Annotated in this window: 15 protein-coding genes and 1 tRNA gene; 10 read left to right on the top strand and 6 right to left on the bottom strand. The window is 60.4% G+C overall.

Annotation, left to right across the window (positions count from 1 at the left end):
- Positions 1 to 48 precede the first annotated feature (48 nt).
- Complete coding sequence (locus HBOR_RS19890; protein WP_006053655.1) at positions 49 to 213, bottom strand: DUF7838 family putative zinc beta-ribbon protein; 165 nt, start codon at positions 211 to 213, stop codon at positions 49 to 51.
- 176 nt (positions 214 to 389) lie between these two features.
- On the opposite strand from HBOR_RS19890, the gene HBOR_RS04020 reads away from it, so the two are divergent.
- The gene (locus HBOR_RS04020; protein WP_006053654.1) at positions 390 to 683 is read left to right on the top strand and encodes an SUI1 family translation initiation factor; all 294 of its coding nucleotides are present in this window, start codon (positions 390 to 392) and stop codon (positions 681 to 683) included.
- A 40-nt stretch (positions 684 to 723) separates the two neighbouring features.
- On the opposite strand, the gene ddh is transcribed toward HBOR_RS04020, so the two are convergent.
- Together ddh and HBOR_RS04010 are read right to left on the bottom strand one after the other, a co-directional pair.
- Positions 724 to 1,656 (bottom strand): D-2-hydroxyacid dehydrogenase, encoded by a 933-nt coding sequence (ddh, locus tag HBOR_RS04015; RefSeq protein WP_006053653.1) that lies wholly within the window; start codon positions 1,654 to 1,656, stop codon positions 724 to 726.
- Positions 1,657 to 1,762: 106 nt separating this feature from the next.
- Positions 1,763 to 2,224, bottom strand: a complete 462-nt coding sequence (locus HBOR_RS04010; protein ID WP_006053652.1) for an acyl-CoA thioesterase — start codon at positions 2,222 to 2,224, stop codon at positions 1,763 to 1,765.
- Positions 2,225 to 2,416: 192 nt separating this feature from the next.
- Between HBOR_RS04010 and HBOR_RS04005 the strand changes: the two genes are divergently transcribed.
- From HBOR_RS04005 to HBOR_RS03980, 6 genes are all read left to right on the top strand, one after another.
- On the top strand, positions 2,417 to 7,237 hold the full coding sequence (locus tag HBOR_RS04005) for a PGF-pre-PGF domain-containing protein (protein WP_241432289.1): 4,821 nt from the start codon (positions 2,417 to 2,419) through the stop codon (positions 7,235 to 7,237).
- A gap of 54 nt (positions 7,238 to 7,291) precedes the next feature.
- Positions 7,292 to 7,531, top strand: a complete 240-nt coding sequence (locus HBOR_RS04000; RefSeq protein ID WP_049890557.1) for a glutaredoxin family protein — start codon at positions 7,292 to 7,294, stop codon at positions 7,529 to 7,531.
- On the top strand, positions 7,528 to 8,061 hold the full coding sequence (locus tag HBOR_RS03995) for a cob(I)yrinic acid a,c-diamide adenosyltransferase (protein WP_006053649.1): 534 nt from the start codon (positions 7,528 to 7,530) through the stop codon (positions 8,059 to 8,061). The genes HBOR_RS04000 and HBOR_RS03995 overlap by 4 nt, the downstream gene beginning before the upstream one ends.
- 396 nt (positions 8,062 to 8,457) lie before the next feature.
- Positions 8,458 to 8,727: a DUF7553 family protein gene (locus HBOR_RS03990; RefSeq protein ID WP_006053648.1), complete on the top strand. Its 270-nt coding sequence runs from the start codon at positions 8,458 to 8,460 to the stop codon at positions 8,725 to 8,727.
- 49 nt (positions 8,728 to 8,776) lie between these two features.
- Positions 8,777 to 8,851 (top strand) — tRNA-Val (locus tag HBOR_RS03985).
- Between the two features lie 424 nt (positions 8,852 to 9,275).
- Entirely contained in the window at positions 9,276 to 10,187 is a 912-nt protein-coding gene (locus tag HBOR_RS03980) for a glycosyltransferase (protein WP_006053647.1), read from the top strand.
- Positions 10,188 to 10,401: 214 nt separating this feature from the next.
- Here the strand turns inward: HBOR_RS03980 and HBOR_RS19885 are convergent, their stop codons facing one another.
- A complete protein-coding gene (locus HBOR_RS19885; protein ID WP_013440500.1) occupies positions 10,402 to 10,539 on the bottom strand; it encodes a hypothetical protein in 138 nt (45 codons plus the stop codon).
- Between the two features lie 53 nt (positions 10,540 to 10,592).
- Between HBOR_RS19885 and HBOR_RS03975 the strand changes: the two genes are divergently transcribed.
- Both HBOR_RS03975 and HBOR_RS03970 read left to right on the top strand, forming a co-directional pair.
- Positions 10,593 to 11,927 carry an IS200/IS605 family transposon protein TnpB gene (locus HBOR_RS03975; protein WP_006053645.1) on the top strand — a complete coding sequence of 445 codons (1,335 nt, stop codon included), beginning with the start codon at positions 10,593 to 10,595 and terminating at the stop codon, positions 11,925 to 11,927.
- 167 nt (positions 11,928 to 12,094) lie between these two features.
- Entirely contained in the window at positions 12,095 to 13,807 is a 1,713-nt protein-coding gene (locus HBOR_RS03970; RefSeq protein WP_006053644.1) for a glycosyltransferase, read from the top strand.
- 124 nt (positions 13,808 to 13,931) lie between these two features.
- Here HBOR_RS03970 and HBOR_RS03965 read toward each other — a convergent pair whose 3' ends face one another.
- On the bottom strand, positions 13,932 to 14,189 hold the full coding sequence (locus HBOR_RS03965) for a hypothetical protein (protein WP_006053643.1): 258 nt from the start codon (positions 14,187 to 14,189) through the stop codon (positions 13,932 to 13,934).
- Positions 14,190 to 14,379: 190 nt separating this feature from the next.
- Here HBOR_RS03965 and HBOR_RS03960 point away from each other — a divergent pair, with 190 nt between their 5' ends.
- Complete coding sequence (locus tag HBOR_RS03960) at positions 14,380 to 15,393, top strand: BGTF surface domain-containing protein (protein ID WP_006053642.1); 1,014 nt, start codon at positions 14,380 to 14,382, stop codon at positions 15,391 to 15,393.
- 29 nt (positions 15,394 to 15,422) lie between these two features.
- Here HBOR_RS03960 and HBOR_RS03955 read toward each other — a convergent pair whose 3' ends face one another.
- Positions 15,423 to 16,022, bottom strand: a complete 600-nt coding sequence (locus HBOR_RS03955; RefSeq protein WP_006053641.1) for an ArsR/SmtB family transcription factor — start codon at positions 16,020 to 16,022, stop codon at positions 15,423 to 15,425.
- Positions 16,023 to 16,052 lie beyond the last annotated feature (30 nt).

Genomic DNA, 16,052 nt, shown 5'->3' with positions numbered 1-16,052 from the left:
GTCCGCTGGGAGTACGATACGTCAAGAACGAAGTGTAGCCGCGAAACGTTAGGCCTCGGCCGTGGTAATGTCGTCGTTAATCTGGATAAATCCGTAGCCGCAGTCGCTGCACTGCCACTTCGTTTTCTTCCCGAGGTGAATCTCCATGTAGGCCGTCTTCCAGAACTTCGTACTGTCGCATTCGGGGCAATCGTACTCCATCTCCAGGCTCATACGGGAGGTTCTGCAGGGGTCGAAGTTGAAGATACTGGTTCCGAGGTGGCGTCGTAACCAATCAATATATTGCATACTGCGATAGCAAATCGGGGGACTGCCAGCAATAGCGCCGTAGACGCTACCGGTACGCTGAACATACTCTTACGGCTCGGTCACAAAATTCAGTACAGACAATGAGCGAAGACGATCCGTTCGAGGACCTCGACATCCCCGACGATCCGATGACCGACCTGGATCGTGCGACCGAGGAACTCACGACCCGGACCGAACAGCGCAGGTACGGAAAACACGTGGTGATCATCGAAGGATTCCAGACGGACACCGATCTCGACGACCTCGGAAGCGATCTCAAGTCCGCACTTGGGACCGGCGGAACGGTCAAAGATGATCACATCGAAATCCAAGGCGACCACGAGAGTCGGGTCCGAGAGCTACTTCGTGAGCGTGGGTACACCGTCGAAGATTAACCCTGACCAGAGCCAGTAGCCACTGAGAAGAAGTGTGGGCTCAGACGACGCGGTTCGCCAGCGACTCCCCTGCAGCGAGGCGACGGGAGTTTTCGCGGACCAACGCGGCGATTCGATTCGGGTAGTCTTCAGTCGCCGCTGCGGCGTGGGGCGTGATGACGACGTGTTCCATCTCCCACAGCGGTGACTCGGGAGGTAGTGGCTCCTCCTCGAACACGTCGAGGGCCGCACCCGCAATCGACGCTGATCGGAGGGCGTCCACGAGGGCTGACTGGTCAACGACGGGGCCGCGGGCGACGTTGACGAGATAGGCGTCATCGCGCATCGCCGACAGTGCCTCTGCGCCGACCATCTCCTCGGTACGGTCGGTGAGTGGAACCGCGACCACGACGAACCGGACATCCGAGACGGCATCGAGGAGTTCTTGCGGCCCGTATCTCGTCTCTACGTGGTCTACCGGTGTGGGCGTACGACGGACGCCCGAGACGGACATTCCAAGGGCGTCCGCCCGGCGGGCAATACCGCGTCCGAGGGTGCCGAGACCGACGACGCAAACTGATTCACCGTCGAGTGTGAACGTGTCGTCCCACGCGGGCGGATTCCACTCGTGGTCGGGTTCGTGCAGTCGGTAGCGGTGGAGACCGCGGGCAAACTGGAGCAGATAGCCGACGACAGCCTCACTGACGGCGTCACCGTGAATTCCAGTGCTGTTGCTCAGCGTGATCTCGTGATCACGGAGAGTATCAAGCGGGAACTCGTCGTATCCCGCGCGGACGACGTGTATCCAGTCGAGTCCGGCATCCAGAAACGACGGATCGTAGCCGAACGTGACGAGACCGTTAAAGGACTCACTCGCATCCAGACGCTCGTTGGTGAGATCCACTGTCGCCTCCGCGTCGGAAAGCATCGACTGGAGCAGCGACGGCGGGAAGATGCGGCCGACAGACGGGTGGATTCCGAGTCGAATCGTCATATCTGTCGGTCTGTTCGCGGTGGCAAAAGCGGTTGGTGCGGTGGCAACCGATGAGAGAATCCGTTTCAGAGAGAACCCGTTTCAGGCACCGACGTACAACGGACGCTCAATCGTCGCCGTGGCCGTTATTCTCTTTCTCGCCTTCGAGTGCGGCTTCGAGAAGGTCTCGTCCGTACTCGGTGTTCGTCTCCAGTTCCGGAACCGTCGTCGGGTCGCCGTCCTCGTCGATTGCGACGTAGACGAAGTACGATTCGGTCGTCAGTTCCGTCTCGCCCGTGAGCGGGTCTTCCCGAAAGACGCGAAGGCGGACTTTCACGCTCGTCGTCCCGGCACCGTAGACGTACGACTCGATGAGTGCCGCGTCGCCGCGTGGGATGGGCCGATGGAAGTTCACGCTCTCCATCCGAGCAGTGACGCACGTCTCGCCGGCAAATCGCATCGCCGACATCGCACCCACCTCGTCCATCCACTTCATCACGTTCCCCCCGTGAGCCATGTCGTAGTTGTTCGTATCGTTTGGATTGACGAGAATTCGATTCTCGATGTACGTCTCCTCGATATCGATCATACGCGACTGTAATCGCAGGTGTGGTTAACGGTTCTGTCGTGCGGTTCGGGTGGTATCTACTCACATTCCCCCACTCTTTCTGAAAACCAAATCTGATAACAGAGTACAAACCACTTAGTTACAGCATTGTTTTCGGCTTGATATGAACCAGGGTATCGGGTTTCTGCGGCAGCGAAAGAGGCGGATTCGTTCGTGACGCGAGGGGTCTCCGTTACTCTCGTCACAGTTGCAGTCATGATTTTGGCGGCCGCGGCGGCAGTCGGTCCGGGAGTCGCAGAGGCGGCCAGCGGGGAGCAATCAAACTTCACTATCTCGAACCCTGAGGGGCAGAACTTGACCGTCTCGTTCGACTCGACACAGCAACTGTCTGACTTCGATATTTTACTCTACCGAAACGGTGATTCCGATCAGGTGTTGGGTGCCGACACGTTCACTGAAACCAATATCTCCGGCGGGTATCACTACGAGACGACGACGAACGTGAGTCGTGACGGCTACTACACCGGCGAGTTCGTCAAAGAGAGTTCACTGAACGATAGCGCGTACGTAGACACCACCGAACCGTCGGTGACGAACGTGCAGTTGCTGGACGATTCGGACGGAGACGGAATCGTCGCCTCGGACGACACCGTCCGCGTCAGGGCCGACGTCGTAGACGCGACAGCGAGCGTGCAGTCTGTCGAAGCCGACGCGTCTGACTTCGGTGCTGGAACCGTTTCGCTCTCTCTCACGAACGGTGACACCTACGCGGCGACGTTCACCGTCGGCGGAAGCGTTCCCGCTGACGGGGAGACGAACGTTACCATCGTCGCCGCCGACAATCAGAGTAACACCAATCGGACCGACTCGCCGTCACTTCGTCTCGACACGAATGCGCCCACGTACTCGTCAACGACGCTCTCCGAAGCAGGCGACGACGGGACCGTCGATGCTGGCGAGACAGTGACTGTTGAGGTAGATGTGGCGGACGCGACGACGGCGATAGAGTCAGTGACGGCCGACCTCTCGGATTTCGGTGCAGGTACGTCGGAATCGCTGACGAACGAAACGGAATCAAGCGTGTACAACGCCACGATAACCGTCTCGGAAGGAGGGACGACCGACGGTGACTACCCGGTAACTGTCCGCGTACGCGACGCGGCCGGAAACGTGAATCAGACGACCGTCGAGACGCTGACACTGAACACGGATCCTAATATCACATCGTTTGCGGTCGATAACTCCTCGGGGCAGTCGGTCGGCCTCTCGTTCGACAGCGACGAAACGCTCGGGAACATCACGGTGAGCGTCTCGGGAGCGGATTCGACGACAGTTACGGAGGCAGCGTTCTCGACGGCCGATGGGTCGGCCCCGTACACGTACGAGGCGACGTACAACGCGCCGACCGACGGGACGTACACGTTCACGCTCGATGAAGCCGCGGACGGAACCGGAAAAGACGGTGCAAGCAGTGAATCCGAAACAGTCGTTGTGGATACGACCGGGCCGGATATTAGTCCTCTCTCACTCACTGACGGAGACGCCGACGGGAACGTGACCGACGGAGACGAGATAACCGTCGAAGCGACAGTGTCCGACGACACGAGCGGTGTGCAGTCGGTCACGGCCGATCTCTCGGCGTTCGATCTGGGGAGTTCCGTCTCACTCACCTCGTCCGATGGGTCCACGTGGAACCTGACGACGGCGGTCGGTCAGTCGCCGACCGAGGGAGACCAACTCGCCTCGGTGACGGCGACAGACGACGAGGGAAACACCGCCTCGACAGAGACAGGGACGCTCAGCGTTGATACGAGCGGTCCAAGTCTCTCATCGCTGACGCTCAGAAACGGGAGCGGCGGCATGAGCGTCGTCCGCGACGGCGACACAGTCGTTGTCTCCGCGACGGTGACGGACACGACTGGAATCACCGCAGTGACGACGGACGCATCAGATTTCGGCGTCGGAACCGAGACGCTCTCGAACGTCGGCGGCGACACCTACGAGACGTCGTTCACGGTTAACGGGACCAACGCCGCGGGCGACGGCAACTACAGTCTCACCGTCGAAGCGACGGACGACCTCGGGAACGCCAACTCGGCGACGACGAACGAGTTGACGCAGGACGTGAACCCGCCGACGCTTTCGGCCGGGAGTCTCACAGGCACCGACGGTGACGGTGTCGTCGCGGACGAAGAGACGGTGACAGTCGAACTGACCGTGACCGACGCGACGACAGTTGATACTGTCACTGCGGACGCAACCGAACTCGGCGGCGGCAGTGCAGTCAGTCTCTCGCAAGTCGGGAGTTCGGACGTGTACAACGGTACGTTCGTCGTGGACGCGTCGGGTGTTGCGGACGGAGAGCACTCCGTTTCTGTCGAGGCCGCCGACAGTCAAGGGAAGACAAATCAGACGACGGTCGGAACGCTCACCCTCGACACTGTCACACCATCAACATCAGGGCTCTCACTGAGCGACAGTGATGCTGATAGCTACGTGGCGGGCGGCGAGGATCTCACTGTCTCCGTCACACCCGACGGAACCGGAAGCGAGGTTCGCACCGTCGAAGCCGACCTCTCGGCGTTCGGCGCCGGAACCGTCACCTTGGCCGACGGCGACTCGGACGGAACGTGGGATGTGACTGTCTCCGTTGACGCCGCGAATGCGGATCCCGACGGCTCGCACGGTGGGTCCGTTACTGTCAGCGACGAGGCCGGTCAGACAAGCGTCGTTACGACCGAGACGCTGACCCTCGACACGGCGAAACCAACACTCTCCTCAGTGGGCGTCACAGACGACGCCGACGGAGACAGCATCGTCGCTGACGGCGAATCTGTGACCGTGTCCGCGACAGCGACGGATAGCACTGCGGGTGTGCAGTCGGTGACGGCCGACCTCTCGGCGTTCGGTGCTGGCGTCGTCACCCTCACCGATACCGGCGGCGATTGGTCGAAGACGGTCACCGTAAACGGTGCGAACGCGGACCCCGACGGCGACTACAGCGTGGCCGTCGATGTGACGGACGGCGCGGGGAACGTCCGAAGCGGGACGACGGGATCGCTAACGCTCGACACGACTGGTCCGACCGTATCGAGTCCGACGCTTACGGACGAGACGGGTGACGGCGTCCTCACGGATGGTGAGAACGTCACTGTGGAGGCGACAGCGACCGACGCGAACGGCGTGGCGACAGTAACGACCGACCTCTCGGCCATCGGAGCTGGAACGGTCACGTTGACGGACGGTGATGACGATGGCACATGGAACGCGACGGTCGCAGTGGACGAGTCGAACGCGTCCGCAGACGGGAGCGTCTCGGCACCCATTCAAGCTAGTGACGACCGGGGGACGGTCGGAAGCGGAACGACGGGGTCGCTGACGCTCGATACGACCGGGCCGTCGGTCACCGGCCTGACGTTCACTGACGCGACAGACGGCGACGGCGTCGTCGCGCCGGGCGACCAGATAGATATCTCAGCGACGGTGAGTGACGCTGCAGGCATCGGGTCGGTGACGGTCGATGGGAGTGCATTCGGTTCCGGAAGTGCGGTCTCGATTGCTGACGGCGACTCCGACGGGACCTACACGGCGACACTCACCGTAGACTTCGACGCGACTGCGGCCGACGGCGACCGGTCGGTCCCGGTCACGACGACGGACACCGTTGGAAACAAACGGTCAGCCCAGACCGGAACGCTCACCCTCGACACCCCGCCGACGGTCTCGAATTTCTCCGTCTCCGCGGGATCGGACTCGTCGGTCGATATCGCCTTCGACGCTTCGGAGACGCTGAACGACGTGAACGTCACGCTGACCGGGTCGGCGAATGCGACACTCGACGAGACAGACTTCTCGGTGAGCGGGACGAGCTACGAGACGTCGCACGCGGTGGGATCGAATGGGTCAGTAACGGTGACGCTGGCACGTCTCGCGGACGCGAACGGGAACGACGGTGCGTCCGGACAATCGGCAACGATCTCTCTGAACGGATCACGTTCGGACGCGAACGGCGGTGGCGGTGGGGGAGGCGGCGGTGGCGACGAAGAACAAATCGTCGTGATCGAACCAGACCCGGAATCCGAGACCGACGCCAACGACTCCGAACCGCCGCGAGCGAACGTCTCCGTCGAACGGACCGGTCGAAACGGATCTTCAGTTCGCGTGGAGTCCGCACAGCCGTCGTCACTGGTAGATCTTCCGCTGAACACAACGAGCGAATCGAAGAACGTCAGCCTCGACACGCTCTCGATTGCGTCACAGAACGAGACGTATTCGGTACAGGCTACGGTTCACGACGACGCGCCGAACGCTACCATCGACGCGAACGTGACATCACCCAACGAGCAGACGGTCGGATACTTGCAGGTAGACCACTCCGTCTCGGACCGCGATATCGACTACGCGGTCTTCCGCTTCGGCGTACACGAGGAACGTCTGCACGAGCGGAACGTTTCGCCGGATCAAGTGGCTCTCTACCGATATCACGACGGAACGTGGACGGAATTGAACGCAATCCTCGTCGAGAAACGAGAGGAGACGTACGTCTACAACGCCGACACGCCCGGACTGTCAACGTTCGCCGTCGGCCGCGAGTCCGGCGGCCGGGTCGCGGTGACGAACGCAAGCGTCGGTGAACGGCGCATTCGACCCGGAGAGACAGTCACTGTTTCAGCGGGAGTGACCAACGACGGGACGCGAGCGGCGACTGGATACGTCTCGCTCGCCGTGGACAATGCGACGACCGATACGCGGCGCGTGACGCTCGGGGCTGGCGACTCAGAGACGGAGAGGTTCACCGTACAGTTCGACGAAGTCGGGACGTACAACCTCAGCGTCGGGAACCAAACCGCAGGCACCGTTGGCGTGACCGAGCCGACGCCGACTGAGCGCCCGACGCCGACGGCAACTCAGACACCGACCGCGACGCCAACCGCGACACCGACCGAAACGGAAACCGGCGTTCCAGGATTTGGACCGCTCGCGGCCATCCTGAGCCTGTTCGTAGTCGTGACACTGGCGTGGCGGCGGTCGTAGCGGCAGACTGCCGACGGCCAAATCTCTTTGCTCGCGGGATTCGAACTCGATACGATGAGCATCACGGTGTACGCGCTGGACGGATGTCCGTACTGCGAGAAGGTACACGACGCACTGGAAGAACACGGCGTCGAGTACGAGACAGAGTGGGTCGAGGCGCTTCACTCCGAACGCAACGAAGTGAAACGCGTGAGCGGTCAGCGTAGCGTGCCCGTTCTCGTGGACGACGAACGGGGAATCACGATGGGCGAGTCCGACAATATCGTGCAGTACATCGAGAGGACCCTCGCATGAAAATTTACACCGGGCGCGGCGACGAGGGGATGACCGACCTTCGGGACATGTCGCGGGTGTCGAAGACGAGCCCTCGGATCGAAGCCTACGGGACCGTAGACGAGGTGAACGCGCTCGTCGGGAGCGTCCGACCGACGGGATACGACGATATAGACGAGAAACTAGAGCGTATCCAGAACCATCTCCACATCGTGCAGGCGGATTTCGCAAATCCGGACCCTGAAGACGATGATCCGGTCATCGCTGAAGCGCACGTCGAGGAGGTAGAGTCGTATATCGACGACGTAGAGGAGGAACTCGAACCGCTCCAGTCGTTCATCCTCCCCGGTGGCGGCGATTCGGGAGCGAAACTTCACCACGCGCGCGCAGTGTCGCGGCGGGCAGAGCGCCGCGCCGTCGCGCTGGCGACAGATCAGTCAGTGAACGAGCAAGCGATTCAGTACCTCAACCGACTCTCGGACGCGCTGTTCGTATTTGCGCGACTGGTGAACCAACGCGATGGCGTCCCTGAGGAGTCACCGACGTACTAACGAGGAGTTACTGCAGTGCATCTGCACCGATGGACGCAGCTACTCATACGGGGAAAGGTCGTTGATCGACAGCGACTTACAGACGCGACGGTAGTCCCCCACTGGTAATCGCTAGTCGGGAAAGGAACCGATGACCGTAACACGGTGGAGCCGGTCACCGGGGGCACGGTAGTTGCCTTGCTGACTCGACAAACAGGGATGTTGTGGACCGACTGTGTATGATGCCCACGGTCGGCCACGAGGGATAGACGCTCGATGGACGCCGTCACGAGCGACGTCGCACCAGTTTTAGGCACGCCTAACAACTACTAAAATCTTCTGTTTTAGGAGGGCCTAAAACAGAGCATGACAATTACCCACATAATTCTTTTATTAGTTGCCTGCGTAAGAACAGATATGAATCGACACTTCGAAGATGCGTGGTACTACCTCCGACGTGCGGGAAATCACCTCGCGGACGGACTGCGAGAAGAGGCCAAGCCGGTCGAACGACGAATCCGGTCAGCACTCGGGCGTGAACGCGAAGAAGAGTCGGAACCAACCGGGCGCGAGCGGTTAGAATCGGAACTCCGCGATGTGCCGCGGCGTGCCGAACGCGGTGGAAAGAAGGCCATCAAGAAGGCTCGCGGTCGGATCAAGCGGTACCGAGGTGGCGCATCCGAGTAAGACCGAAGAAGAACGCTTAAGTCTCACCCGAGGAAAGAAATTTTTGCCTGGGTTGGTGGTCTAGCCAGGTTATGACGGCTCCTTCACACGGAGCAGGCCGGCGGTTCGAATCCGCCCCAACCCACTCGTTTTTCCATCCTCGTGAAGGACACGGAGCAGGCCGGCGTTCCCGCCGAGCGGAGCGAGGCGGGAAGCAGCGGACGACCGAAGGGAGTTCGCCGGCGTTCGAATCCGCCCCAACCCACTTCTACCGAGCACATCACCGCGAGAGACCTCCGTGTCTCTCGCACTCGTGCGAGGGTGTGTGGTAGCCAAGGATTCGAACCAGCGAGCAACTTGTTACGAGTGGGGTTCGAGCCCCCCTCGCATCATTGATATGTTTGCCGCGCCCGACGGAGTGGAAATCGCATTACGAGTCTGACTTCCATGGTTTCGAGTCGTGTACCACGCCGCCTGTCCGGTATACAATTAACCCTTCCCCGTGTTCCTTGCTCGTGTCGAGACAAATTTCAAAAAATTCAAGTTCAGTTTCATGAAAACTCCGGTCTATGGGCCGCCCGCCAACGACAGTTCTTCTCCCGACGACCACGTGGACCACCGCATGCCAGGAAGTCGCTGATCAGCTCGGGCCTGACGACGAACTGCTCGTGGTCTGTGACGACGAGTCGGATCGTGTCGCGGACCGCGATGGCCTCCCCGCAGGAGTCGAAGTGGTCGTCGCGGGCGTGCCCGATGGCTGTTCGGGCAAGGCCAACGCCATCGACGTCGGGATGGAACGGGCACGCCACGACCGCATCGTCTGGACCGACGATGACTTCCACCACCCCGACGACTGGCTGGCCACTCTCAACGCTGACTACGAAACGCACGGCCCCGTCTCGGAAGTCCCCTTCTTCGTCGGCCAGGACCCACTCTCCATACTGCTCGAACCGGGATACGCGTTCGGCGGGACGTTCAGTGTCTGGGCTGGCGACGTCATATGGGGCGGTGCCGTGATCTTTGAGCGCTCGGACCTCGACGTCGACGCCTTTCGAAAGGAACTACGCCAGACGATCAGCGACGACGGGCTGCTCGGGGAGTACATCGACGTGACGACGCTCCGGCGCGCTCGACGCGTTGAAATGGGCGGATCCGTTCGAGAGACGCTAGAACGCCACGTCAGATTCATGAAACTGGTCCGCTACCACGATCCGCCAGCGGCGGTCGTCAATATTGTTCTGCTACTGGTGTTAACCGCTTTCTCAATCCGCTTCCCCCTCGGTACGGGGGCAGTATTGACGGCCATGCACGGAGCCATCTACCTCGCGTTTGGACAGCGGCGATGGACCGCACTGCTCGCCTATCCGTCGGTACTCGCCATGGTGCCGCTGATGGCCTACGCGTACGCACGTCGGACCTTCGTCTGGGGTGGCCGGCGCTATCGCTGGCACAGCAAGTTCGACGTTGAAATCGTCGATTGACCGCGACGGACCTTACTGATTTCCGGACAGGAATCGCTAAAATGCAATGCCCGTGCCAAAAGACCAGGAGTTACTGCTGATCACTCCTGGTCGCACGCCCAGCACATTCGACACGAACTCAGCCAATATCTCGGCTACCTGAATCAAGGAGAGAGTCCCGACGTTTACGGCGGGCGTGAATCCGACACTCTACGGCACAACCCACGTTCGCCGCTTACTCCGGGGTATCCTCCCTGACTTTCTTCTCGCCTTCGAGGAGCAACCCCTTCCACGTCAATCCACGGTGTTTCTTCAGTTCCTTCAGTCGCTCGTACTGCTCGTCGTCATCGAACTCGATGCGAACTTCGACCATATAGTAGCACACAAACCACATCTTTATGTGTGTTCCGATGCAATCAGTAGTCGATGAAGCGAGCCAACACGTTCGAGGTGGTTCCTCTGTCCGACGAGGACGAGGAGTTGCTTCGACGCCTGTTGGACGCTTCTGCCGCTCTCTGGAACGAAATCAACTACGAGCGCCGCGAACACTATGCTGACCCAGACGGAGACGTGTGGGACATCAGCGAGTATCGTGGTCGCTACGGCGGTGTTCTCGGGGCGTCCACGGTTCAGCAAATCGAGCGCAAGAACCGCGAAGCGTGGAAGTCGTTCTTCAGCCTTAGGAAGAAAGGCGAAGCCAACGGAAAACCCGGATACTGGGGCAACGCAGACGAAGGTCGAGAACTCCGCACGTACATCCGAAACACGTCGTACTCGGTCGAGTGGGGTGAATACTCCCGGCTCGAAATCCTCGTCGGCAAAGACCTGAAAGACGAGTACGGGTTGGGACACCGCGAACGCCTCCGGCTCGAAGTTCGGGGCGACCCGAACTGGACGGAGTATGAGAAGCAGGGTCGATTGGAGTTGTTCTACGACGAGCAAGCACAATCGTTCAGGGCCTTTCAGCCAGTCACCGTCGATGATTCTCGACTGGCACAACCACTGGCTTCGGAAGAAGCCGCTCTGGATATTGGTGCGAACAACCTCGTCGCCTGCACAACCACAACCGGTCAACAACTATTGTACGAAGGACGTGACCTGTTCGACAGGTTCCGCGAGACGACACGAGAAATCGCCCGACTCCAATCACTGTTGGAGGAAGGTCGATACAGCAGTCACCGAATCCGACGCCTGTACGACCGACGTACCAAGCGACGTGACCACGCCCAAGACGCACTCGCCCGTGACCTCATCGAACGCCTCTACGATGAAGGCGTTTCGACGGTGTACGTTGGGGCGTTAACTGACGTGTTGGAAACGCACTGGTCGGTAGAGACGAACGCGAAAACGCACAATTTCTGGGCGTTCAGGGCGTTCGTGAACCGGGTGGCGTGTACCGCCAAGGAATACGGTATGTCGGTAGAGGTTCGGTCGGAGGCGTGGACGAGTCAGGAGTGTCCCAACTGTGGTTCGACAGAGGAGACGACGCGCCACAGAGATACGCTGACGTGTCCGTGTGGCTTCGAGGGGCACGCTGACCTCGTGGCGTCAGAGACGTTCTTGAGACGTCATCAGAACTCTCTGAGTTCTGATTGGCGAACGAGACACTCTGTGTCTCGTCAACGGCAGACGACGGTAACACGGTCGATGGCACGGCCTGTATGCCTCAAGTGGGACAACCACGAATGGTTGGAGTCATCACGCTCTCCCCGTCCCAACGAGGAGCATACGAACCCGCAAGTTGCCTCCGTGGGTCGGTAAACGATACCCCAGCGCGAGGAAACCTCGCCGTGAACGGCGAGGAGGATGTCATAGTGTTCCGACCAACACAAAAGAGAGCCCGCAGCTGTTCCTATCTCGAAATAACGGGGCCTATCTCCGCAGTAAAGTCAGAAGGAATATGATTGTGCACATTCATGAGGCAGACGATGCCCTCCAACATCGCCATCATCCACTACTGTGAAGGTGCGGGACACGCGACGCGGATGCTAGCGATTGCCCGCGCCCTCGAATCCGCGGGCTGTGAAATCCAGATCGCAGGTGGTGGAGCGGGCGCCCGGTTCGTCGATTTGAACGGATACGACGCGTTCGAACCGACGACCGTCGATTACATCGGCGATTATCAAGACGGAACGGTGACTGATCTCCTTGCAGGAAGTATCCCCGACACGACCCGTCGGATCTCCGAAATCGTGGAGTGGCTTCGCAAAACCGACCCGGACGCCGTCGTCACCGACGACATGTTTGCCGTGATGGCCGCCGTCCGAGTCGGCATCCCGCAGTACGTCGTGAAACACGACATGCCGAGCATCTACGAGGACCGAACGGAACGACTCGGCGCGCAGTTTCACTGTTCGCTGCAACTGTCCGTCTCCCGGGAGTTCTTCTACCCCGCCGTCTGGGAACCGAAACCCGATGATCCCGACCAAGCGGTTCACGTCCCGCCGATTGCCCTCGACGGATCGGATGATGGCGTCCCCGCAGATATCGATGTCGTCGTCGTCCCAAGCCATTACTCCAACCTCGAATCGGTCGGGGAGCGACTCACAGACCGCGGCCTGTCGGTTGTAAACGTTGGCTCCGAGGGATGGGAAGCGGTCCCCTCCCTGCTTCCGTACCTCCGCGCGGCCGACGCCGTCGTTTGCTCCGGGTACTCGACCGTCATGGACGCCGCAGTAGCGGGCACCCACTGCGTGGTATATCCTGCAACCGACGAGCAGTCGGGTGTCGCCAGCCGACTGCGGGACCTCCGCGGGTTCTCCGTCGTCGGCGACGAGGACGCCGCGGTCGCCGCCGCACAGGCATCGATGGAGTCACCGTCCTACAAAAACGGCGCGACGGTCGTCGCCGACCGAGTCCTCTCGGATTTGCGGTCGCGCGAGCAATCGAAGTCGGACCAGACAGGGAAGCCAACACGGCGAGGCATGCTCCGTGCCGCGGCGGCGACAGTTGGAACAACAGTTATCGGGACTGCGGCAGTGTCAGCCGCCACGCCGAAGGCGTACGCCATCCGCGGCAGTCGGCGTGCTGACCGCTCGTTCGATCAGGAGAGCGCAGTCAGCATGCTCACGGAGAACAGCCAACAGGTCGAAAACCAGTTGCCGACGGTAACTAGTGACGACGAAACCAGTCGGTTCGACGGTGCGACGGTGATGGTCGAAGCACTCGCAGACCAGTGGGAACGCGTCTCCGGCCCGGGAGTCATCCGAGCGATGCAGATGACAGTTACACTGCCGGACGACGACGAAGCCGACTACCGACACTGGCTCTGGATGGGCGCAGACACAACAGACACCCAAACGCGAACGGGACTGTTGGGTGGAAAATCGGCACTCGTCCCGCGACACATCCGTCTCACGTTCGGGCCGGCCGTCGGCACTGTCGAACGAGTTGGCGTTATGGAATCCGACGAGAGTAGCGGTTTGTACGGCTCGTTCGGACCGGACGAGACGCCGCCCAAACACCCGTCGGGGGCACCCCCGGACGGAACGGCATCCATCATCTGGCAGGGAAAGGATGACAAGCGCAATGTCTCGCTGTTAGGATACTGCGACACGTCGATACCCGAGTCAGCCGACGCCGACGACTGGGAGGGAGCGGCGTGGCAGTTCGCGTTCGACGCGGATCCAGTCGATAACTGACACGGCGCGAACGGCTGTTTGAGACCGGCGACGAAGGTCGTGATCGGACCGAAGGATAGAGTCCCAAGATTCCTGTTGCGGTACGCGTGAAAAACAGCGTGCGAAGTCTCGTCTGTCGACGTTCTTACTGACGGTCAGCGTTCGCGTCGAGGAAACGCTGGAGACGAGGTCGGAACTGGTCTGTAGCGAGCAGGTACGAGAAGCCGAACGCCATGGCACCCATCACGGCCGCCCACACACTGAGTTCCGGTTGGCCACTCCCGACCATCGAGAGTGCGAATTGTTCGATATAGACGCCGACGCCCGAGAGTACGAGGCTTCCGAGGCCGAAGATGGCGAGTTCGACGAGTTCGGGAAGGAGCGTCAGTAGTCCACTGGTCATACCGGTGAACAGGTGTCAACCTTTGAGTTCCTTTCGGTCCGGCAAGAAATGAGCATCAGTGAACGAGTACCTGTATACCTCAACGCACGCTTTGAGCTATCGGTCGTACTAACTGCCTAACAGTTGTGACTTCGAGTATGATGCCCTCCAGCATCACACAGTGGCAGAATCGAACCGACGAGGTGATGCGATGACGAGATTCCGTGTCGCACTCCTCGCCTGTATCCTCTGTGCGGCCACCGTGCCCGCAGGAGTAATAGCCGCAGAAGAGTCAGCCACCATCGTCCACGAGGGTGACACGCTGACGCTCCATCAGAGTACCGGACAGACGGTCAGCGGAGAGACGACACTCCCGGAAGGGACGACCCTGAGTATCCGGATGAGCTCGACAGGTGACACGAGCCCGGCCTTCCTCCGAGTGTCGGAAACGACTGTCACCGAGCACGGAACGTTCGAAGCGCACTTCGACATGAGCGAGGGACCGAAAACTGGGACGTTCGAAGTGACAGTCTCTCATGACGGTGACAGCCTCACGGAGACCGAAGGGAAAATCGTCCCCTGTGACAGCAACTGTACCGACGTGACGGTAACTGAGCACGACACACCCGACGAGGGAATGCAGCCCTCGCCTGACCGCGTTGATATGGTCTCCGTCGTCGAGGTAACGCAGACGAGAACGGCTCGGATTCCCGTCACCTTCGGAGATAAGGAGAAGGTCACGATCACCATCGGCAGCGAGGAAGTGAACTACAAGTACGTCGCGACACTCCGGGACAGAGACGACGATGGCCGCGCCGTTGTCCTGTTCGATACGGAAAACGCTGGAACTAATCACAGGACGGGTAGCGTCCTCGACAATGGGAGTAAGTACAGTCTCGATCCGAAAGAGGAGTGGGAACTGGAAGATCTCATTCACCGAGGCGACTACCAGATGGAGATATATCCCGGGGCGGACACCTCGGTTGACCCAGCGTCCGTGGGTTCGCTCGTCATCCTCGAAGCGCCGCCGGCCAACCCGACGCCAACGGAGACGAAAGTGACAGAAACGACAACCCAGCAGACGACTAACACCGCAGCCAGTATGAGAAAGTCAACAGGCGGAGTGTTCGGCGGCGATTCCGCCGGGCTGACCGCTATCATCGGTGGTTGTGTCCTCGGTGTTGTCGGTATCGGTGCTCTCCTCGGACTGTTCCGATCAGCATAGCTCGACGGAGACCGACCCTCGAACGTCTTCTATTGTCGCACGTACGCGACGAGACCGAAAACGACGAGACAGCCGAGGAAGAAGAGTACACCCGGTTCGGCAATCGCAAAAACGAGGTTCGCTAGCGTCGAATCAGCCGCCGACCGACTCGCGGGTTCGACCACGCCGATTCCTCTTGCCGCGGGTGCAACCAGTCGTTTCGTACCCCACTGAACAAGCAGTGAGCCGAGACCGAGAACGCCCAGACCGGCCACGATGTCAGTCAAGGACTGCCGGACGTGTGGGCTGATATCCCGATTGCCGACAAAGACAATCGGATCGTTCGCAGGCCCGTAAACGGTCATTTCGTTGCCTTTCTCCGAATAGCGGGTATCGACGCTCTCGACGAGTTCGGCGTCCGTCAGCGTCGAGAGATGGTAGTGAACGTTCTGGACGGACGTGTCGAGGCGGTCAGCCACGTCGGAAGCGGTTCCGGGTTCGTCGAACAAACTCCGGAACACTGCCCGTCGCGTATCCGAAGAGAGGGCATCAATAACGGCGTCGGCCTCAGCGTCATCCACGTCGAGGACGCGTGGTTGTTCGTCAGTGCGTGTGGTTCGTTCCTGTATACTGTCAATGATTCCAGACATCGTGAAGTGGGGTGTGCGTCGTCTTGCGCT

It is taken from the genome of Halogeometricum borinquense DSM 11551, assembly GCF_000172995.2.
GTDB lineage: Archaea > Halobacteriota > Halobacteria > Halobacteriales > Haloferacaceae > Halogeometricum > Halogeometricum borinquense.
The sequence above is the reverse complement of the archived record's forward strand: the minus strand, read 5'-3'. Positions and strand labels throughout refer to the sequence as shown.

Excerpts from the sequence above, each read along its gene's own strand:
- HBOR_RS04010 (WP_006053652.1), bottom strand. The coding sequence starts at position 2,224 with ATGATCGATATCGAGGAGACGTACATCGAGAATCGAATTCTCGTCAAT.
- HBOR_RS03970 (WP_006053644.1), top strand. The coding sequence starts at position 12,095 with ATGCCCTCCAACATCGCCATCATCCACTACTGTGAAGGTGCGGGACAC.
- HBOR_RS04020 (WP_006053654.1), top strand. The coding sequence starts at position 390 with ATGAGCGAAGACGATCCGTTCGAGGACCTCGACATCCCCGACGATCCG.
- HBOR_RS03990 (WP_006053648.1), top strand. The coding sequence starts at position 8,458 with ATGAATCGACACTTCGAAGATGCGTGGTACTACCTCCGACGTGCGGGA.
- HBOR_RS04000 (WP_049890557.1), top strand. The coding sequence starts at position 7,292 with ATGAGCATCACGGTGTACGCGCTGGACGGATGTCCGTACTGCGAGAAG.
- HBOR_RS03980 (WP_006053647.1), top strand. The coding sequence starts at position 9,276 with ATGGGCCGCCCGCCAACGACAGTTCTTCTCCCGACGACCACGTGGACC.
- HBOR_RS19885 (WP_013440500.1), bottom strand. The coding sequence starts at position 10,539 with ATGGTCGAAGTTCGCATCGAGTTCGATGACGACGAGCAGTACGAGCGA.
- HBOR_RS03955 (WP_006053641.1), bottom strand. The coding sequence starts at position 16,022 with ATGTCTGGAATCATTGACAGTATACAGGAACGAACCACACGCACTGAC.
- HBOR_RS03965 (WP_006053643.1), bottom strand. The coding sequence starts at position 14,189 with ATGACCAGTGGACTACTGACGCTCCTTCCCGAACTCGTCGAACTCGCC.
- HBOR_RS03995 (WP_006053649.1), top strand. The coding sequence starts at position 7,528 with ATGAAAATTTACACCGGGCGCGGCGACGAGGGGATGACCGACCTTCGG.
- HBOR_RS03960 (WP_006053642.1), top strand. The coding sequence starts at position 14,380 with ATGACGAGATTCCGTGTCGCACTCCTCGCCTGTATCCTCTGTGCGGCC.
- HBOR_RS03975 (WP_006053645.1), top strand. The coding sequence starts at position 10,593 with ATGAAGCGAGCCAACACGTTCGAGGTGGTTCCTCTGTCCGACGAGGAC.
- ddh (WP_006053653.1), bottom strand. The coding sequence starts at position 1,656 with ATGACGATTCGACTCGGAATCCACCCGTCTGTCGGCCGCATCTTCCCG.
- HBOR_RS19890 (WP_006053655.1), bottom strand. The coding sequence starts at position 213 with ATGAGCCTGGAGATGGAGTACGATTGCCCCGAATGCGACAGTACGAAG.